The following is an 18,972-nucleotide window of genomic DNA, read 5'->3' on the forward strand; positions in this document are numbered from 1 at the left end:
GCAGTTCGGGCCAGCATCCAAACATCATCGTCGATTTGGCGCGCGGCAAGCGGATGAGCATTTTTCAAGGCAGGATCGTGATTCAAACCGCCAAGCTGAACGATGTCGACCCGCAGACCTGGCTCGCCGACATCCTCGCGCGCATTGCCGATCACCCCGCCAGCAGGCTCGATGAGTTGCTGCCTTGGAGCTGGCGCAAGGACAAGGTCCTGCTATTGCAGGCGGCATGACCGCCCGCAGCGCTATCGATAATTTAACCGAAATCGCCACCGTGCGGATCGAACTTGACGGCTCTGACCCACCGATCTGGCGGATGGTCGAAGTACCAACATCGGTCACCCTCAAGGTGCTGCACGATATCGTCCAGAGCGCGATGGGCTGGTTCGACTATCACCTCTGGGAGATGGTCATTGGCGGTTCGGTCTACGGCCTGCCCATAGAGGAGGACTGGGGCACAGCGCCGCGCAAGGTCGCCTCGCGCACCCGGCTACGCGATGTCCTTGCACCGGGAACGACCCGGATCGACTATATTTATGACTTCGGCGACTTTTGGCAGCACACCCTCATCGTCAGTGAGGTGCGCGCCGGCGATCCCGCCACCGAATATCCACGCTTCGTCGCCGGCGAGCGGCGATGTCCGCCCGAAGATTGCGGTGGGATCCCCGGCTTCTATGAGATGCTCGAAGCAAGGACCGATCCAAAACATCCCGAGCATTCCGAGATCTGCGAGTGGCTCGACGGCCACGATCCAGACGAACTGGAAGTTTTCCCGATCGAAGTCGCTCTCGGCCGCATCGCCGCTCGCCGCAACGCAGCAGCAAAGCGCATCATCAAGCTTGCAAACGGCTGACCAACTCTGGTGCGGCCCTCACCGGATGGCTACGCCGCAGGCGGGCGCTCTACTGCTTGGAAGGCCCGCTAAATTCAACGATGCTGCGCGTCCGCAGCATTCCGAATTTGCTCGGTCAGGCGCGTTAACACCAAACCCCAGACGAGGCCGAAACTCCGCTAATCTACGCCGCGAATTGCGCCATATGTTCTGACGACGGACATCCTTACGAAGCGGACTCATTTGCTCAGCTATTTTTCTGACGGAACCCGCCAACGAGCAGAAGCGGCTGAGACGCTCGGGTCTGCAATCACTCCGTACTTGGTCCTTCTCAAGGCCGACCGTTTCACACGTTTACAGAGTCAGCATTTCGCTGCTCTGGGCGGTTGACCGATCAGTCCTGCGGAACGGAGAACGTGCCAGAGACCCTTCCGCCCCCGGTCTGCTCCACCTCACCGGTCACCCCGGACGACCCTTGCGCGTTACCGTCGATGCTGGAAATGCCGGTCCGCAGATCGATCACCAGACGTCCGCCGTTCAGCGTGTCGTCTCCCCGGCGCAGGCGGACATCGCCCGCCAGCGTTATGATCCGGCGGTTGAAGTCGTAAACAGCGACATTGCCGCGCGCAAATTCGTTGCCGCGCGTGACCGTCACGCCGCCTGTCGCTGTGATGCGCTGGATGCTGAGAGAACCGGCATCGCTGTAATTCACCAGCGTCCGCGCGGCCCGCAGGTTCAGCCCGCCCTGATCGATCCGCACATCGCCCGACAGGATCACGCGGTTCTGCCGATCCTGCAATTCGATGCGGTCGGCGGCGTAATTGACCGGCGCGTTGCTGTCATGCCCCCCGATGCCCTGTGCGCTCGCGTGAATACCGCCCATGGCCAGCAGCGTCAGGGCGAAGGCCGCGCCGCCATTTCGCACAGCGCGCCGCAGGTAGGTTGCGGGTCGACGGGCGGAAGATTGAATTCTAGTCTTGCTCATCGTCACATCCTCAAACTTCCAGGGTCCATGGTCAGACGGGCGTTGCCTTCCAGCGTCACCGTTCGGGCGCCGAGATCCGCCTCGATGGAATTGCCAGAAAAGCTGCCCGCCGGAACCGCCCCTTCGACACCGCCTGTGCCAGTAAGGCGCTTCTCGCGAAGGTCGATGGACACGCCGCGCGCCTCCATCCGGTAGCCGTCCGCCGCCTCCAGCCGCACCGGTCCGGTGGCATCCACCACGTCGGTAGACAGGTCGTAGGCTCCGCCGCTGGTCGCCAGCCGTGCCGGACCTTCCGGCAGCAGGATGCGGGCGACGAGTTCCTGCAAACGCACGATCCCCTCTGCGCTGGACCGCTGGACCGCTTCGCCAGCCATCAGGCTGAAGGGCCGGCCCGAATTGTCCTTGCCCCGGTACATCGCATTGTCAACGCTGTAGCGTTCGTCGATCATCGCCACCTTGTTGCGGTCGAGCAGGAAGCTAACCTCACCCCGGGGCGAGAGCGGGGTTATCACCATCAGCGCTGCCAGCACGCCCACCGCCATCGGCAGAGCGGCACCGAGCAGCTTGATCAGCCGGTCGTGCGATCCGCCGGGCGCGGCGAAATGCTGCCGCGCACCGCGCAGCCGCTTCGCCTCCTGCGTTTCGATCCGCCTCGCGTGTCCCATCAATCTTCCATACGCACGAACAGCTTATTCGTGGCTGAATATGTCCTTGTCGGCCCATCCCGCAATGTCGAGCAGGGCGCGGGTAGGCAGGAAATCGAAACAGGCCTGCGCCAGGTCCATACGGCCCTCGCGCTCCAGCCGTTCGACCAGCACGTCGCGCATGGCATGCAGGAAGCGGACGTCGGATGCGGCATATTCCCGCTGTGCATCGCTGAGTTCCGGCGCGCCCCAGTCGCTCGACTGCTGCTGCTTCGACATGTCCGCCCCGATCAGCTCGCTGGCGAGGTTCTTGAGGCCGTGCCGGTCGGTATAGGTCCGCACCAGCTTGCTGGCGATCTTCGTGCAGAAGACCGGTGCGGCCAGCACGCCCATGTAATACTGAATCGCGGCGATGTCGAAACGGCCGAAATGATACAGCTTCACCCGCGCAGGATCGGCCAGCACCGCCTTCAGATTGGGCGCGCTGTAGGAACTGCCGGGCGCGAAGCGAACCAGATGTTCGTCGCCCTTGCCATCGCTGATCTGCAACACGCAGAGCCGGTCGCGATGGGTCACGAGGCCCATCGTTTCGGTATCGACGGCGACATCGCCGGGTGCCAGCACGTCGGCGGGCAGGTCTTCTTCATGGAAATAGACTGTCATGCAGCGGCCTTAAGCCGAGTTCGCGGTGAGGGAAAGGGCAGAACGGCAGGTGCTTTTGCTGGCTCCGGTGCTGGCTCTGGTGCCGGCACCTGGCTAGAGCGTGGGCAATGGACCATGATATTGCCAAAAGCTGCCCGGAAAGCTGGCGCGACTCGCTCGCTCCGGTGCTCACATCCGCAGAAGGCCTGCGCCTGCAGGATTGGCTGCGCGGGCAGGAACAGTCCGGCGTTACCATTCACCCGCCGCACAGCGAACGGCTGCGCGCCTTTGCGCTGACGCCGCTGAACGAGGTCAAGGTCGTGATCCTGGGGCAGGACCCCTATCACGGGCCTGGGCAGGCGAACGGGCTGGCCTTTTCCGTGGCGGAGGGCGCGAAGGTGCCGCCCAGCCTGCGCAACATCCATCGCGAACTGGAAAGCGACCTCGGCATTGTGCCGCCGAGCCACGGTATGCTGGAGGGCTGGGCGCGGAGCGGTGTGCTCCTGCTCAATGCCTCGCTCAGCGTCGAGGAAGGGCGCGCAGGCAGCCATGCGGGCAGGGGGTGGGAGGCGATTACCGATGCCGCCCTTTCCGCGCTGGCGCGGCGCGACGTGCCAACCGCCTTCATCCTGTGGGGCAGTCATGCCCAGGCACGCGCGGCGGGCGTTGCCGATTTGCGCGACGCCATCGCAGAAGGGCGGCACTGCGCGATCACGAGCCCGCACCCCAGCCCGCTGTCCGCCTATCGCGGCTTCTTCGGCAGCCGCCCCTTCAGCCGCACGAACGCCTTTCTGGAATCGAGCGGGCGAGGGCCAGTGGACTGGCGGCTGTAGGCTTCGCAGTTTGCAGATGGTAGAACTTCGGTGGTGGCCCCGACGGCGATGGAACACATGGAACACAGTCCTTGAGGCAAATTTCGGCAGGGAGGAAGCGGGCGCGTTCATCCACCCCCGCCTGCCATAATGCTGGAATGTAGGAAACTTGTGGCTGTGCCGATGACCGATCGGAAAAAAGGAGCGTCCACAGAAATTCCGGCTAGTCCCTCAGTCCCTTCCTATCCGAGCACAGGTTTGCGCACTTGTGTTGCAATGCTGGATAGGCCCGACGAAGCCCGGCTTACGGCTGAACGACCGCTACTGCTCCTGTTGTGGGAAAAGCCGCCTGTCGGCTAACGACCCCAATGCGGACATTCAGCACCCTTGCTAAGTACCGCCTCGCCCCCCCCACTTAAGTGGGGTCAGTAAGCCCCTGGCAGATCTCGCTCCACCGTGCCCTTGGGCTGCGCCGGCTTGATCAGCTCGCTCCTACCACGGTCCTCGCGGAAGCCTTGCGTGTTTGCGGTCCCGATCGTGCCGATCGGCGTGCAGGCGCGGCCTGCCAGGAAGTCCAAGGCAGTCATGATAGAGGCTTCCTGCGGCTCGCCGAGCTGATTAGACAAATCGTCGGGCGCACGGCACGTCGAGTCGAACTTGCTCGCGAGACCGTCGAAATAGTCGCCCTGCCGGTTTGCATTTTGAGTCGCGAAGGCGAGGATGCGGAGCCGGTCGTCGCATTGGGCACGGTCTATGGCGATCTGGCCAACTGGCTTGCCGAACGTGTCGGAGCCGATCAGTGCGGCATTAGAACCGAGATAAGGAAGGACTGCGTTCGCAACCAGCTCGCTGGCCGAAGCCGAGCTGCCGGTGGTGATAAAAGCGATCTTTGTTGCCGAAATCGACTCCGGCTGGGGCATGAAGAAAGTGGTCTCGTTGTTTACGGCCTTTTCCGGGCGGAAGACCGTGAACGATTGCACATCTGAGCTCGATCGCTGGCCGAGCAGGAGGTTGGTGAGCAGTTCCGCGATGGAGACCAGGCCGCCGCCATTGTAGCGAAGGTCGACGATGACCTCGGTGATCCCCTCCGCCTTGAACCTTGCGAAGGCGGCGCGGAGATCGCTTTCCGCCGGCGCCCCAATGAAGACGCGGAGGTTAACATAGCCGACCTTCTTGCCATTATCGTTGATAATCAGGGCGCCGTAGCGATCCGACACAGGGTCGATGTTGAATTTTGCTTTGCTCAAAGTGACCTCGCGCACGGTTCCGTCTTTATCGCGCACCCGCAGGACCCGCGTAAGCCCGGGATCGCCAGGACCAAGCGCATTCGTTACCGCGCCCGAACCTCCGGAGGCCAAGAGGTCTCTTACCGTGACGAGATCCGTCGCGCTGGTGCCGATGGCGAGAATCTCCGTGCCGCGGTCTATGCCCGCGGCTAAAGCCGGCGTGCCCTCGAACGTTTCCGCGATAGTAACCCGGCCCTCTGCAACGTTACTGGTCAGGCGGATGCCGAAGCCTGCGGTAGAGCCGGAGTTGAAGAAGGCATTCTCCTCGGCGATCGAGGTTATGTAGGTGAAGAAGCGGTCGCGATTCTGTGCACGTGCCGGCGCTACTAATGCGTCGATATAGGCTTGGACCGTCGAATAGTTCGCAGGACTGACGCTCAGGTCAAGCAACTCAGGGAACAGGTAAAACTCGCGCAACTGGGCAAGCGCGAAGTCCTGCCGTTCCCGCAGTGAGCAGCCTACGACGGTGGCGGGAGGCGGAGCGCTGATCGGCGGCGTGCTGGGCGGCGCGATGGCGGTCTGGTCATCGTCCCCGCCGCAAGCGGACAGCAACGCTAAGATCGCGACTGTCGACGTGAACTGCCTGTACCTGTTCATAAATCCGTCCGTTCCGCATATCCTTCAAGTCATTAGCATCAGGCAACCTTTCGCGTTAGTGAATTCAAAGGGAGAAGGAACTAAACCGGTCTACTGGATCAAAGAGGCCAATACCGGCGGCGACGAGCGCTGCGGCAGTTCGGGCTGACCTGTCAAAGCAAGTGCCATCGTCTACTTCAGGCACAGCCCGAGAGCACAGTTCTGAGAAGCTTTGACGATAAAGATCAGCTCACCGGTTCTTGATCGTGCCTCGACCGGTGCTCTCGGAATGGCGTCTTGACTTGTTCTGACAAACGCCGCCTGTGGCAAGCTTCACAGCATAGCTGCCTAATACCAATTCTTCAGGGGATCGGTGCGCTGCTCCAGCGGCGGTTGCAAGCTCTTGGGTCCAAGATAGAGAATGCTCAGGTGACATACTGCGGGCGCTAAATCAGATGCACCAATATAGCCAAATCGAAGAATGATTTGGCGGCCGTCGGGCTGAACATTGAAAGCCTCCCTTCCGACTACTGCCCCGTCATTGACACCGAGCAAAAACTCACGGCCTCCAGGGGTTCTCCTTATTAGCACTTCACGCTCATCCGAAGAGCTTACCGTGGGATCGCCCCAAGTCTCCTGGAGGCCATCCCAGAGCTGACCGTATGCGCCCTCGCAGTGGGCGGGTTTCACGTTCGATCTCAGAAACTGGTCCAAACGAACTGCTGCAAGCTTTCCCTCTTGATTGAAGCTGACATTTGGAAGCAGCGCGACACCGGCGGTCAGAGGAAAGCGCGATCCGTCAGCTGGGTCCAGCGTGCAACCGCTCGACGGCATTTCGTCTCGGCATTTACGGACCGACTCCGCCTTCCAAACCAATCCGGGGTATGCGGTCAGAGCGTCGCCATAGTTCATCCCGAAGTTAAACCGGCCCCAGCCGTTGAAAGATTTTTCTTCACGGTGTGGCATCTTTTCAGCTCGCTGTGCTTCGGACGCGGCCCCAGAAAGAACGTTAGTAGAGCCATGCTCGGAACATGCGCCCAGGTTGAACCCGAGCAGGAGGAAGAGGAGAGGCCGCATCATAGCCGTAGCCTAGCAGGTCCGTGTGGGATTTGCAGCCGATCCAGTAAGCCTGGATGTATCAGCGGAGTTAAACGGCACCCGCTCATGTCAGCGATCTCGCAAGACCAACAGAGCCGCTGACGCTGCAATGGGTGAAATTCGGGCGGATGTTTTGAGACAACCTTTTGGGGGCAGGCAGTACATAAAGAAGACGATTTTTCCTCCGCTATATGAGAGCGGCAACGTCGCCAAAAGCTCATCCTACGACAGGCGAATGTCCGTTTCCCACCTCAATGTCAGACATTCGTCAGTTTTAAGCGATCACCTGAAAGCTGCCGTGATCTTCTGAGGCAAGGTGCCGTTGAGTTGCACATCGCTCCTTTCGTGTGTTTTCGCAGTTTATGATCACGCAGATCCCCTTCAGACTGCGCGATCAACGCATTCGAATGATGTCAGCTTCAGGGATCCGGCACAGTAGCCGCGCAAGAGGGAAGCGAGGAGGGGCAGAATAACCGCACCTGCCCCGCATCAGCGCGGCAGATCGGTCGTGCCCATCAGCGCTTCGTCCACGCTGGCGGCGCATTGGCGGCCTTCGCGGATGGCCCAGACGACGAGGCTCTGGCCTCGGCGCATGTCGCCGCAGGCGAAGACATCGTCCTGGCTGGCCCGGTAATCATGCACATTCGCGGTTACGCTGCCGCGCCCGGTCAGGTCCACGCCCGATTGGTCGAGCATGCCGGTGCGGAGCGAGCCGGTGAAGCCCATGGCGAGCAGGATGAGGTCGGCCTTCAGGGTGAAGGCGCTGCCCTCGACCTCGCGCATCGTCCCGTCCTGCCATTCGGCCCGCACGCATTCCAGTGCCGAGACCTTGCCGTCTTCCGCCAGCACGCGCTTGGTCAACACGGCCCAGTCGCGGATCGCGCCTTCCTCGTGGCTGGACGAGGTCCGCATCTTCATCGGCCAGTCGGGCCAGGTCAGCAGCTTGTTTTCCTTTTCCGGCGGCTGCGGCATGATCTCGAGCTGGGTGACGCTGGCCGCGCCCTGCCGGTTGGATGTGCCGACGCAATCGCTGCCGGTATCGCCGCCGCCGATCACGATCACATGCTTGCCGGTCGCGGTAAGGCTGCCGCGCGGTGCCGCGCGCACCTCGTCATCGCCAGCGTTCCGCTTGTTCTGCTGGGTCAGGAACTCCATCGCCAGCCGCACGCCCGGCAGTTCGGAACCGGGTATGTCCAGGCGCCGGGCTTCTTCGGCTCCGCCGGCCAGCACCACCGCATCGAAATTGTCCTGCAGGCTGCGGAAGGATACGTCGACGCCGACCTCGCGTGATGTCTTGAAGGTCACGCCCTCTGATTCCATCTGCACCGCGCGGCGGTTGATGAGGTGCTTCTCCATCTTGAAGTCGGGAATGCCGTAACGCAGCAATCCGCCGATCCGGTCGTTCTTCTCGAACACGACCACGCTGTGCCCGGCGCGGGCAAGCTGCTGAGCACAGGCGAGGCCCGCCGGACCGGATCCGATCACCGCGACGCGCCGTCCCGTCTGCTTCGCCGCCTTGACCGGTGTGATCCAGCCTTCCTGCCAGCCGCGATCGACGATAGCGCATTCGATGCTCTTGATCGTCACCGGCTGGTCGGTGATGTTGAGCGTGCAGGCCGCTTCGCAAGGCGCGGGGCAGATGCGCCCGGTGAATTCGGGGAAATTGTTGGTGGAATGCAGCACGTCGAGCGCGTTGTGCCAGTCATCCTCATAGACCAGATGATTCCAGTCCGGAATGATGTTATTCACCGGGCAACCGGTGTGGCAGAAGGGTATGCCGCAATTCATGCAGCGCGCCGCCTGCAGCTTCAGCTTTTCCGGGTCGTGCGGGCGGGTGAACTCCTTGTAATGCTTCAGGCGTTCTTCGGGCGGGTCGTAGCTTCGTTCCTGCCGCTCGATTTCGAGAAATCCGGTTTCCTTGCCCATCGTTCCTACTCCGCCGCCCCCATCGTCGCGTATCCTGCCTGCTCCTGTTCCGCCTCCAGCAGTTCCAGCGCGCGGGCGTAGTCGCGCGGCATGATCTTCACGAATCTGCCCAGCGCCTTGTCCCAATCTGCCAGCAGTTCTGCCGCGCGCGCCGACCCGGTGTGCATGCGGTGCCGCTCCACCAGGATCTTCAGCCGGGCGGCATCGTGCCGCAGCATGTCGCCCATGCCGTAATCCACCACGCTGCGCGGGCGCTGGGCCGGGCGTCCGGCCGCGTCCAGCGGCCCCTCGTCATCCGCCGAAGCGGAGACAGGCGACAGATCGACCATGGCGTGGTTGCACAATTCGCTGAACCTGCCGTCCGGATCGTAGACATAGGCCAGCCCGCCCGACATGCCGGCGGCGAAATTGCGCCCGGTCTCGCCCAGCACCACCACGACACCGCCGGTCATATATTCGCAGGCGTGGTCGCCTGTGCCCTCGACCACGGCGATGGCTCCGGAATTGCGGACGGCGAAACGTTCGCCCGCCACGCCGCCGAAATAGGCCTCGCCCGCGATGGCGCCGTAAAGCACGGTGTTGCCGACGATGATGTTCTGCGTCGGGTCACGGTCGACATCGGGCTGGCGCACGATGATGCGGCCGCCCGACAACCCCTTGCCGACATAATCGTTGCAGTCGCCGGTAAGGTCGAGCGTGACCCCATGCGCGAGCCATGCCCCGAAGCTCTGCCCCGCAACGCCGTTGAAACTGATGCGGATGGTTTCGGGGGCAAGCCCGGCGTGGCCATGCGCGCGCGCGATTTCCCCCGAGAGCATCGCGCCCACTGCACGATGCACGTTGCGGATTGCGCGCGTCAGATGCACCGGTTCACCGCGCTTCAGCGCTGGTTCGCAGGCGGCGATGAGTTCATTGTCCATCGCGCCTTCCATGCCGTGGTCCTGCTCCATCGTCTGGCGCAAGGGGCTGACATATTGCGTGTCCACCCGGTGCAGCAGTTTCGACAGATCGATACCGTCCGCTTTCCAGTGACGCAGCGCGCGGCTGGTATCCAGGCGGTCGACCCGGCCCACCATCTCATCGACCGTGGCGAAGCCCATCTCGGCCATGAAGCCGCGCAATTCCTCGGCCACGAAGAAGAAGTAATTGATGACATGCTCGGGCGTGCCGGTGAACTTCTTGCGCAATTCGGGATTCTGGGTGGCGACGCCGACGGGGCAGGTGTTGAGATGGCACTTGCGCATCATGATGCACCCAGCCGCGATCAGCGGAGCGGTCGCGAAACCGAACTCGTCCGCGCCCAGCAGCGCGCCGATGGCCACGTCGCGTCCGGTGCGCAGGCCGCCGTCCACCTGCACCGCGATCCGGCTGCGCAGGTCGTTCAGCATCAGCGTCTGCTGCGTTTCGGCAAGGCCGATTTCCCACGGGCTGCCCGCATGAGTCAGGCTGGTGAGCGGGCTGGCCCCGGTGCCGCCTTCATAGCCCGACACGGTCAGATGGTCCGCACGCGCCTTGGACACGCCGGCGGCAACGGTGCCGATGCCGACTTCGGACACCAGCTTCACCGAGATCCGCGCCTCGCGATTCACATTCTTCAGATCGTGGATCAGCTGCGCCAGATCCTCGATGGAATAGATGTCGTGATGCGGCGGGGGCGAGATCAGGCCGACGCCGGGCGTGGAATAGCGCACGGCGGCAATGGCCTTGTCGACCTTGTGCCCCGGCAATTGCCCGCCTTCGCCGGGCTTTGCCCCTTGTGCCATCTTGATCTGGATATCGTCGGAATTGACGAGATATTCTGTCGTCACGCCGAAGCGGCCCGAAGCGACCTGCTTGATCCGGCTGCGGCGGGAATCGCCATTGGGCATCGGCTGGAACCGATCGACCTCCTCGCCGCCTTCACCGGTATTAGACCGCCCGCCGATGCGGTTCATGGCAATGGCGAGCGTGCTGTGCGCCTCAATACTGATCGAGCCATAGCTCATCGCCCCGGTCGAGAACCGCTTCACGATTTCCTCTGCCGGTTCGACATCCTCGAGCGGAATGGCATGGTCGGCCTTGCGGAACTCCATCAGCCCGCGGATGGTCAGCAGCCGTTCCGACTGTTCGTTGATCGTCTTCGCATATTCGGCGTAATTGGCCGGATTGTTGCCGCGCACCGCGTGCTGCAGATTGGCCACCGTGGTCGGCGTCCAAGCGTGATCCTCGCCCCGCAACCGGTACTGGTAGATGCCGCCGGTATCCAGCATTCCGCGATAAAGCGGATTGTCACCGTGGGCGAGGCTGTGCCGCCGCACGGTTTCCTCCGCCACCTGGCGCAGGCCGATCCCTTCGATGCTGGTGGCGGTGCCGGTGAAATAGGCGTCGACGAAAGGCGTTGAGAGCCCGACCGCGTCGAAGATCTGCGCGCCGCAATAGGATTGATAGGTCGAAATGCCCATTTTGGACATGACCTTGAGGATGCCCTTGCCGATGGCCTTGACGTAGTGCGCCTCGGCCTCGGCGGCGGACAGATGCGGGAACTTGGTTGCGCGCAGATCTTGCAGCGTCTCGAAAGCGAGATAGGGATTGACCGCTTCGGCGCCGTAGCCCGCCAGCGCGCAGAAATGATGCACCTCGCGCGCTTCGCCGGTTTCGATGACGAGGCCGGTCTGCATCCGCAGACCCTGCCGCACCAGATGGTGGTGCACGGCCGATGTCGCGAGCAAAGCGGGCATCGGCACGCGGTCCTCGCCTTGCGCGCGGTCCGACAGGATCAGGATATTATGGTCTAGCAGCACGGCATCGGTGGCCGTCCAGCACATTTCCTTGATCGCCATCTCCAGCCCGTCGGCACCGCTCGCCGCATCCCAGGTGATGTCGATGGTGGCGCAGCGAAACGCACCGTCCAGCCCGCTTTCGACCGAGCGGATCTTGGCGAGGTCGCGATTGGTCAGGATCGGCTGCGAAACCTCCAGCCGCTTGTGCGAACCGGCATCCTGCCCCAGCAGATTGGGCCGCGGGCCGATCATCGACAGCAGGCTCATGACCAGTTCCTCGCGGATCGGGTCGATCGGCGGATTGGTCACCTGCGCGAAGTTCTGCTTGAAATAATCGTAGAGCAGCCGCCCCCGGTTCGACAGCACCGCAATGGGCGTATCGGTGCCCATCGAGCCGATCGGATCGTCGCCATTCACCGCCATGGGTTCGAGGAAGCGGGTGATGTCCTCCTGCGTATAGCCGAAGGCCTGCTGGCGCTGCAGCAGGCTGGCGCGGTCCTCGGGCACTTCGGAGAGTTCAGGCTCGATATGGCTGAGATCTTCCAGCTTGTACTGCGCGCTGGCGAGCCATTCCTCGTAAGGCTCCGCCGCGGCGAGATCGGCCTTCAGTTCGGCATCCTCGATGATCCGGCCCTGTTCGAGGTCGATCAGCAGCATCTTGCCGGGCTGCAGCCGCCATTTGCGCGTGATGTCCTCTTCCGCAAAAGGCAGCACGCCGCTTTCGGATGCGAGGCAGACGAGGTCGTCCCTGGTCACGCAGAACCGGGCCGGGCGCAGGCCGTTGCGGTCCAGCGTCGCGCCGATTTGACGGCCATCGGTAAAGGCGACCGCCGCAGGCCCGTCCCACGGTTCCATCAGCGCGGCGTGATATTCGTAGAATGCGCGGCGGGCCGGATCCATCAGCGGGTTCTTGGCCCAGGCCTCGGGCATCAGCACCATCATCGCATGGGCAAGGCTGTAGCCGCCCGCGACCAGCAGTTCGAGCGCATTGTCGAGGCTGGCCGTGTCGGACTGGCCATGCGGGATCAGTGGCCACATCTTGTCGAGATCGGCGCCCAGCAGCGGGCTTTCCATCGTGCGGCGGCGGGCATTCATCCAGTTCACATTGCCGCGCACCGTGTTGATCTCGCCATTATGCGCGACGAAACGGAACGGGTGAGCCAGCCGCCAGCTGGGGAATGTGTTGGTCGAAAAGCGCTGGTGAACGAGCCCCAATGCCGAGATGCAGTCGGGATCGCGCAGATCATCGTAGAATGAGCCGACCTGCGTCGCCAGCAGCAGCCCCTTGTAGACAATGGTGCGGCTGGAGAAGCTGGGGATGTAGAGTTCCGTGAGGCCTGGCAGGTCGTGCTTTTCGGCCAGCTTCGCCAGCGGGTTCTGCGTCTGCTTGCGGATCACGACCAGCTTGCGTTCGAAGGCATCCTGATCGGCGCAGTTTTCGCCGCGCGCCACGACGCACTGGCGGATGACCGGCATGGAGGCGACGACAGCGTCACCCAGGCCGTCCTGCGTCACCGGAACATCGCGCCAGCCCACGATCCGCTGGCCTTCCTTGGTGACGAATTTTTCCAGCTGCTCGGTCACGAAATCGCGCGAAGTCGCATCCTGCGGCATGAAGCACATGGCGACGGCATAGTGTCCGACCGGCGGCAGATCGTGCCCGTTCTCGTCCGCCCATTTGCGGAAGAGGGGGTCGGGTATCTGCAGCAGGATGCCCGCACCGTCGCCCAGCAGCGGGTCGGACCCCACAGCGCCGCGATGGTCGAGATTGGCGAGGATCCCCAGCGCGCTGGTGACGATGGCGTGGCTCTGCGCGCCCTTGATGTTCGCGATCAGGCCGACGCCGCAGGCATCATGCTCGTTGCGCGGGTCATACAGCCCCTGCGCAGCCGGTTGCCTGTTACCTGGTGCCTGTCCCATTCTTTCCATCCCGCCAACCCGCTCGCTCTCCGGGCCGCCCACCCCGGCGAACCGGGAGCGAGGCGCCGGAAACGAAGCGCACGTAATTGCGCTGCCTCAAGCAGCAAATATATCGCGAAGGGGCTTATTGAAGAAAGGAACGGTTTTTTGCAACTGCGAGATGGCGCAGTTCGCCTTTGGCCGCCGATAGAAATTCCAAAAGCGTGTGGGCAGGGCGAACCCGCGCCGCACCCGCAGGTTCAGGCTGCTCCGCTCATCCGTTGCAGCTTCTCAAGCGCATCACGCAGGGCCTTTTCGCTGGCTGCGGGATCGGGGCGGCGGGGCGGCGGCGCGGTCGAAGGCGCAGGGCGCGCGCCGGGCAGGCTGTGCAGATTGTCCGGCGCATCGAACGGCCTTGCGCTTGCGCGCGCGCCTCCGGCGTCCGGGTCCTGAGCCAGTCGGCGTGCAAACGGGCGCGGGTCCTGACCTGGGAACGTCACCACAGGTTCCGTGAAATCACCGTCTCCTTGCGCCAGCTCATCGTCGATCCGAACGGTTTCACGCCCGGTCTCGAGCGGGCGCTTCATGGCCAGGAGTGAACTGAAACCGTCAAAATCATCGTCCGAGTCATCTTCCTCGTCATCGCTGGCTGCGATTGCCATTGCGACAGGATCGGCAAGAGCAGCGGGCACCTGCATGCCAGAAGTCTCTTGGCCGGAAGTCTCTTGGCCGGAAGTCTCGGGGCCGGAAATCTCGGGAGGACCGAACAAGCGGTGCGAGCCTGAAAAATCGATGCGGAAATCGTCATCCGCGCCCTCGTCCTCGGCCGCCTCTTCTGCAAAGACAAGCGGGCGCAAGGCGGCCGGAATATATTCGGCTTTCGATGCCCTGAAAGTGCCCTCTTCATGCTCGGCGTGCGGGGGCTGGAGCGAGGCTTCGGGCTCCCGGTTCGGTGGCGATGTTTCGTGATCGGAACCATCGCGGTGGTCGACAAAATTGCCGGCCGGACCGCCGTCGGGCTCAGACAAATCTGCCGGGAAATCCTGATGATCTGGAAGCGCGGCGCGCAGAAGGGTGGCATCGCCTGCCGGCTCGGGCCGGCCCCGGCCCTGCAGCGAGCGTGCGAAGCGGTCCACCAGTTCCGCAAGGCTCATGTGTTCGAACGGCTTGTCTTCCCGTGACGCCGCTGCTTCCTGCGCCTGGTCTTGTGCTGAAAAGCCCTTTTCGTACGCAGGCTCCGGGTCAGGGAAGGTAATCTCCTCCGGCTTGGCAAATGCGCCGAGGTCCAGCGTATCGTCACGATCTGCGGCAATCTCGACCTGGTCGGCGAAGTCGTTGCCCGGCAGATCAGGTGCGAGCGTTTCGCTGTCGGGAATAATTTCCTCAGTCTCTTCGTGCAGCGAGAAATGCGGCTGCGCCGCCGCAGTTTCCCCGGACACGGGCGCGCTGCCGAGATATTCACTGCGGCCGCTATCCCCGGTGAGTGAAAGAGACCGGCGACGAATCCCGAGCGGCCGGTCGGCAGGCTCGGCATCGGCATCCAGGGGATCGTCCAGCCGCTGGGATCCCAGTTCCGCATGTGCGAAAATGGGGCGCTTCAGCGGTGCATCGGGATGGCTGTCGCCCGTTCGCAGGAGCGGCGCGAGCGGATCGCGTTCGCGCGGAGCATCGGCCGCTTGCAAGCGGGCGACCCGCCGCGCGATCAACAGCCCCAACAGGCCGCCGACGATGGCTGCAAGGCTCGCTATTCCGATCCGCGCAGATACGCCGAGCGGCGGTGCGGCGGCAGGAAGGATTGCACCCAGATTGGCAGCGCGGCTGACAGATTCGAACAGGGCCACGGGCAGGATCAGGCTACCGAGCCCGAGCAGTGCGGCAAACCACAGGGCGACGATCGCCGGAAATGCCGCGTGGGAACTGATCGGTGCCTTCGCCGGGCGCGATCTTCCGCTGCTGTGTCTTGCCTCGCCTGTCATCTGCTCGCCCAATTCATAACGTCCCTGTCGCTGCACCGCGAGGGTCGCCCCTCAAGGCCGGTCCGGCGCACCCATGCTCATGCGGCTGCGCGGCTCTGCCTTGCAGCATCGGCTAACAAGCTTTGGTAAACGGTTTGATAATTATGCACATTCTTTGCCCAGTCATGCCGCGCCGCGACATGCGCCTGTGCGCGGGCACGCATCGCACCCCACCTCGCCCGGTCGGCCCAGCAACGCGACAGCGCCTCTGCGCAGGCGGCCGGATCGTCCGGCGGAAACAGGATGCCGGTCTCGCCATCGCGGATCAGTTCGCGGTGGCCGCCGACGTCCGATGCAGCGACGATGCGCCCTTGCGCCATCGCCTCCAGCGGCTTCAGCGGCGTCACCAGTTCGGTCAGGCGGCTGGCCTTGCGCGGATAGGCGAGGATGTCGATCAGCGAGTAATATCGCTCCACCTGGTTATGAGGCACCCTGCCTGCAAAGATGACCGAATCGCCAGGGCCGAGCGCTGCCGCCTGCACCTTCAGGGCATCCTCGCGCGGGCCGCCGCCGACCAGCAGCAGCCGGGCATCGGGCGATTTTTCGCGCAGCAGCGGCATGGCGGCGACGAGATCGTCCAGCCCCTCGTAATCGTAGAAGCTGCCGATGAAGCCGATAACAGGACCATCGTCTGATACACCGCCGAGACCCAGTTCCTGCGCCAGACCGTCACTCCGCTTCGCTGGCTCGCCGAATAGCGACAGGTCCACGCCGTTGGGCGAAATGCCGATCTTGCCCGGCGGAAACCCCCGCGCGATCAGATCGTCCCGCAGGCCGTGGCAGATGGTGAAAACCGCATCCGCGCCCGCGACGACCCGGTTCTCGAACTGCCGGGTCATGCGGTACTTCAGCGATCCGGCGCGGCCCAAACCGTTGCCGACGGCGGCATCCTCCCAGAAGGCGCGAATTTCATAGACGAGCGGCAGATCGAATTTCCGCGCAACCTTGAGTCCGGCCATGCCGCACAGGAAGGGGGAATGGGCGTGCAGGATGTCGGGCTTCCAGTCGCGCACGACCCGCTCCGCTGCCTCTGCGAAACGGGCGACTTCCCGCCATTCGCGGATCGCTGGGGGCCCTTCCGCTACGCCCGGGGTGCGATGGAAGATCAGCCCGTCGCTCTCCTCCACTGACGACAGAGTGATCGAATGGCCGCTTTCGTGGCGCAGTCCGGTCAGCCCGCGCACATCCAGACCTGCCGCCTGCTGCGCCTTCAAAATGGCGCGCGTGCGGAAGGAATAGCCGCTATGCAGCGGCAGGGAATGATCGAGCAGGTGAAGGACGCGAGTCATGGATGGCCTATGACATGACAGACTTAACGCCGCGTCAACCGCAATCTGGTAGCCGCACGATCCATTTGCATTGCAGACCCTCTCTGGAGAAAGCGTTTCCTTGATCGACTATTTCGCCCTCGGCCTGACGCATCTGCTGATCGCGATCGCCGCGATTCGGCTGTTGTCGCGCGGCGATCTGGATCGGGTAGAGGATGCGGAAGCCACCGGACTAGAGACATCCCGTCCGCCCAGACGCGAAAGGCCGCGCTAGGCGATGCTGGATCTCGCGCTGTTCGCCTTCATCATGGGGCTGCTTGCCCTTGGAGTGAAGCGCCCGTTCCTGTGGGTGCTGGCTTATATCTATATCGACATCCTGGCGCCGCAGAAGATCGGCTGGTCGCTGACGGCGGCGCTGCCTTTGTCGCTCATCGCCTTCTGCGCGGCCTTCGCGGGCTGGCTGCTGGCCGACAGCAAGCGGGGTAGCCGCTTCACATATCGCCAGTTCCTGATGGTCCTCCTGCTGATCTACAGCGGGTGGACAACGCTGAACGCCGATTTTCCGGAAGCCGCGCTGGAGAAATGGGGTTGGGTCTGGAAGGCGCTGGTCTTTGCCATATTCCTGCCGCTGACGCTGACCACGCGCTTGCGGATCGAGGCGGCGGCGCTGGTCATGCTGCTGACGGCAGGGGCGATCATCATTTCCGGTGGGATCAAGACGGCGCTGGGCGGCGGCGGGTATGGCGGGCTGCATCTCTTCGTGAACGACAATAGCGGCGTATACGAAAGCTCCACGCTGGCGACCATCGCCGTGGCGATCATCCCGCTGGTGCTGTGGTTCACGCGGCATGGCACCATCTTCCCGCCGGACTGGCGAGTGAAGACCTTCGCTTATGCGCTGATTTTCGCCTGCCTGCTGATCCCTGTCGGAACGGAGGCGCGAACGGGCCTCCTGTGTATCGCTGCGCTTGCGATGCTGCTGCTGCGCGATGCGCGGCGGCGGTTCCTGTACATTGCCGGAGGGACGATGCTGGCGCTGGCGGCGCTGCCGTTCCTGCCGCAAAGCTATTACGAGCGGATGGCGACCATCGGCGAATACAAAGGCGATGAATCCGCCTCGACCCGCGTGGCTGTCTGGGATTGGACGCTGGATTACGTCGCGCAGAAGCCGCTCGGCGGCGGCTTCGATGCCTATCGCGGCAATAGCTTTACCTATGACATTCCAGTCGTCACGGGGGAGGGCAATAACCGCTCCATCCGTTCGGAAGCAGTGACGGACGAGGCGCGGGCCTATCATTCGGCCTATTTCGAAGTTCTGGGCGAGCAGGGCTGGCCGGGGTTCCTGATCTGGATCGCGCTGCAGGTGAGCGGGCTGTGGCAGATGGAGAGGCTACGGCGGCGCTGGCGGATTCCGGAACACCCTTCAGTGAAGAAGGGCGGCTCGCAAGCGCCCGAGCCTGCAGCCATCGACACATGGCAGGCTCCGCTCGCCAGCGCGTTGCAGCTGGCGCAGATCGTCTATCTGGTCGGCGCATTGTTCCAGGGCATCGCTTATCAGCCGTTCATCCTGATGCTGATCGGGCTGCAGATCGGCCTCTGGAGCTATTGCCGGCAGCGCGAATCGACGGCGCGCAACCGCCGTCCGCCACCGTTCGCCCCGGGCGCGGACCGGACTGGCCTGACGCCTTCCGCATTGCCGTAACGGCAGCGCAGCGCGCGTTGCGCTCCGCCGGATGATGCGCCATGAAAGCGCAGCAATTCACAGGATAAGAGGAGCCAAGGCATGAGCCCGCAGGACATTCAGGCAAAGACCGGCGAGAATATCGGCACCAGCGAATGGGTCGAGATGAGTCAGGAACGCATCAACCAGTTCGCCGAGGCGACCGGCGACCACCAGTTCATCCATGTGGACGAGGAAAAGGCCAGGATGACGCCGTTCGGCGGCACCATCGCCCATGGGTTCCTGACCCTGTCGATGATCCCCTATCTGACCGCGAACAGCGACGTTCCGCGCGTCGACGGCATCAAGATGGCGGTGAATTACGGCGGCAACAAGACGCGTTTCATCTCGCCCGTCCGTTCCGGCAAGCGCATTCGCGGTCACTGGAAGATGCTCGAGATGAACGAGAAGCGCCCTGGCCAGTGGCAGCAGACGGTGGAAATCACCATCGAGATCGAAGGCGAGGACAAGCCCGCCCTCATCTGCGAATGGATGACGCAGTATTTCCTCTGA

Annotated in this window: 14 protein-coding genes and 1 pseudogene; 6 read left to right on the plus strand and 9 right to left on the minus strand. The window is 63.3% G+C overall.

The genetic code is table 11. The features are described from left to right. Positions 1–77: 77 nt before the first annotated feature. Together G7A66_RS12250 and G7A66_RS12255 are read left to right on the plus strand one after the other, a co-directional pair. A pseudogene (locus G7A66_RS12250) lies at positions 78–230 on the plus strand (transposase domain-containing protein); the annotation flags it as partial. Beyond that, positions 227–850 carry a plasmid pRiA4b ORF-3 family protein gene (locus tag G7A66_RS12255; RefSeq protein WP_174295904.1) on the plus strand — a complete coding sequence of 208 codons (624 nt, stop codon included), beginning with the start codon at positions 227–229 and terminating at the stop codon, positions 848–850. The pseudogene G7A66_RS12250 and the gene G7A66_RS12255, both read left to right, overlap by 4 nt. A 373-nt stretch (positions 851–1,223) precedes the next feature. Here G7A66_RS12255 and G7A66_RS12260 read toward each other — a convergent pair whose 3' ends face one another. The 3 genes from G7A66_RS12260 to G7A66_RS12270 are packed head-to-tail and all read right to left on the minus strand — an operon-like array spanning position 1,224 to position 3,121. Next, positions 1,224–1,814, minus strand: coding sequence for an LptA/OstA family protein (locus tag G7A66_RS12260; RefSeq protein WP_174295905.1), 591 nt, complete (start codon positions 1,812–1,814; stop codon positions 1,224–1,226). Positions 1,815–1,816: 2 nt separating this feature from the next. After that, a complete protein-coding gene (gene lptC / locus G7A66_RS12265; RefSeq protein WP_174295906.1) occupies positions 1,817–2,479 on the minus strand; it encodes an LPS export ABC transporter periplasmic protein LptC in 663 nt (220 codons plus the stop codon). A gap of 24 nt (positions 2,480–2,503) precedes the next feature. Next, the gene (locus G7A66_RS12270) at positions 2,504–3,121 is read right to left on the minus strand and encodes a ribonuclease D (protein ID WP_174295907.1); all 618 of its coding nucleotides are present in this window, start codon (positions 3,119–3,121) and stop codon (positions 2,504–2,506) included. A gap of 107 nt (positions 3,122–3,228) precedes the next feature. On the opposite strand from G7A66_RS12270, the gene G7A66_RS12275 reads away from it, so the two are divergent. Beyond that, positions 3,229–3,933, plus strand: coding sequence for a uracil-DNA glycosylase (locus G7A66_RS12275; protein ID WP_206675183.1), 705 nt, complete (start codon positions 3,229–3,231; stop codon positions 3,931–3,933). A gap of 404 nt (positions 3,934–4,337) precedes the next feature. Here the strand turns inward: G7A66_RS12275 and G7A66_RS12280 are convergent, their stop codons facing one another. The 6 genes from G7A66_RS12280 to G7A66_RS12305 all read right to left on the minus strand — a co-directional run bounded on the left by G7A66_RS12280 (position 4,338) and on the right by G7A66_RS12305 (position 16,760). Beyond that, positions 4,338–5,795, minus strand: a complete 1,458-nt coding sequence (locus G7A66_RS12280) for a S41 family peptidase (RefSeq protein ID WP_174295908.1) — start codon at positions 5,793–5,795, stop codon at positions 4,338–4,340. Between the two features lie 327 nt (positions 5,796–6,122). Next, positions 6,123–6,854 (minus strand): hypothetical protein, encoded by a 732-nt coding sequence (locus G7A66_RS12285; RefSeq protein WP_174295909.1) that lies wholly within the window; start codon positions 6,852–6,854, stop codon positions 6,123–6,125. 507 nt (positions 6,855–7,361) lie between these two features. Then, positions 7,362–8,798 (minus strand): glutamate synthase subunit beta, encoded by a 1,437-nt coding sequence (locus G7A66_RS12290; protein ID WP_174295910.1) that lies wholly within the window; start codon positions 8,796–8,798, stop codon positions 7,362–7,364. A gap of 5 nt (positions 8,799–8,803) precedes the next feature. Then, the gene (gene gltB, locus G7A66_RS12295; RefSeq protein WP_174295911.1) at positions 8,804–13,477 is read right to left on the minus strand and encodes a glutamate synthase large subunit; all 4,674 of its coding nucleotides are present in this window, start codon (positions 13,475–13,477) and stop codon (positions 8,804–8,806) included. Between the two features lie 239 nt (positions 13,478–13,716). Next, on the minus strand, positions 13,717–15,444 hold the full coding sequence (locus G7A66_RS12300) for an MHYT domain-containing protein (protein WP_174295912.1): 1,728 nt from the start codon (positions 15,442–15,444) through the stop codon (positions 13,717–13,719). Positions 15,445–15,509: 65 nt separating this feature from the next. Continuing rightward, positions 15,510–16,760 (minus strand): TIGR04063 family PEP-CTERM/XrtA system glycosyltransferase, encoded by a 1,251-nt coding sequence (locus tag G7A66_RS12305; RefSeq protein WP_174295913.1) that lies wholly within the window; start codon positions 16,758–16,760, stop codon positions 15,510–15,512. Between the two features lie 100 nt (positions 16,761–16,860). Here G7A66_RS12305 and G7A66_RS12310 point away from each other — a divergent pair, with 100 nt between their 5' ends. The 3 genes from G7A66_RS12310 (at position 16,861) to G7A66_RS12320 (ending at position 18,972) form a co-directional block, all read left to right on the plus strand. Beyond that, on the plus strand, positions 16,861–17,013 hold the full coding sequence (locus G7A66_RS12310) for a hypothetical protein (protein ID WP_174295914.1): 153 nt from the start codon (positions 16,861–16,863) through the stop codon (positions 17,011–17,013). A 3-nt stretch (positions 17,014–17,016) separates the two neighbouring features. Continuing rightward, positions 17,017–18,441, plus strand: coding sequence for a DUF5935 domain-containing protein (locus G7A66_RS12315; RefSeq protein WP_174295915.1), 1,425 nt, complete (start codon positions 17,017–17,019; stop codon positions 18,439–18,441). 81 nt (positions 18,442–18,522) lie between these two features. After that, positions 18,523–18,972 (plus strand): MaoC family dehydratase, encoded by a 450-nt coding sequence (locus tag G7A66_RS12320; RefSeq protein WP_174295916.1) that lies wholly within the window; start codon positions 18,523–18,525, stop codon positions 18,970–18,972.

Source organism: Alteripontixanthobacter muriae (assembly GCF_013336795.1).
In the GTDB taxonomy this organism is placed as follows: domain Bacteria; phylum Pseudomonadota; class Alphaproteobacteria; order Sphingomonadales; family Sphingomonadaceae; genus Pseudopontixanthobacter; species Pseudopontixanthobacter muriae.

Bases quoted from the DNA above. Each gene is read 5' to 3' on its own strand.
- G7A66_RS12260 (WP_174295905.1), bottom strand. From the start codon at position 1,814: ATGAGCAAGACTAGAATTCAATCTTCCGCCCGTCGACCCGCAACCTAC.
- G7A66_RS12305 (WP_174295913.1), bottom strand. From the start codon at position 16,760: ATGACTCGCGTCCTTCACCTGCTCGATCATTCCCTGCCGCTGCATAGC.
- lptC (WP_174295906.1), bottom strand. From the start codon at position 2,479: ATGGGACACGCGAGGCGGATCGAAACGCAGGAGGCGAAGCGGCTGCGC.
- G7A66_RS12270 (WP_174295907.1), bottom strand. From the start codon at position 3,121: ATGACAGTCTATTTCCATGAAGAAGACCTGCCCGCCGACGTGCTGGCA.
- G7A66_RS12290 (WP_174295910.1), bottom strand. From the start codon at position 8,798: ATGGGCAAGGAAACCGGATTTCTCGAAATCGAGCGGCAGGAACGAAGC.
- G7A66_RS12285 (WP_174295909.1), bottom strand. From the start codon at position 6,854: ATGATGCGGCCTCTCCTCTTCCTCCTGCTCGGGTTCAACCTGGGCGCA.
- G7A66_RS12280 (WP_174295908.1), bottom strand. From the start codon at position 5,795: ATGAACAGGTACAGGCAGTTCACGTCGACAGTCGCGATCTTAGCGTTG.
- G7A66_RS12320 (WP_174295916.1), top strand. From the start codon at position 18,523: ATGAGCCCGCAGGACATTCAGGCAAAGACCGGCGAGAATATCGGCACC.
- G7A66_RS12275 (WP_206675183.1), top strand. From the start codon at position 3,229: ATGGACCATGATATTGCCAAAAGCTGCCCGGAAAGCTGGCGCGACTCG.
- G7A66_RS12315 (WP_174295915.1), top strand. From the start codon at position 17,017: ATGCTGGATCTCGCGCTGTTCGCCTTCATCATGGGGCTGCTTGCCCTT.
- gltB (WP_174295911.1), bottom strand. From the start codon at position 13,477: ATGGGACAGGCACCAGGTAACAGGCAACCGGCTGCGCAGGGGCTGTAT.
- G7A66_RS12255 (WP_174295904.1), top strand. From the start codon at position 227: ATGACCGCCCGCAGCGCTATCGATAATTTAACCGAAATCGCCACCGTG.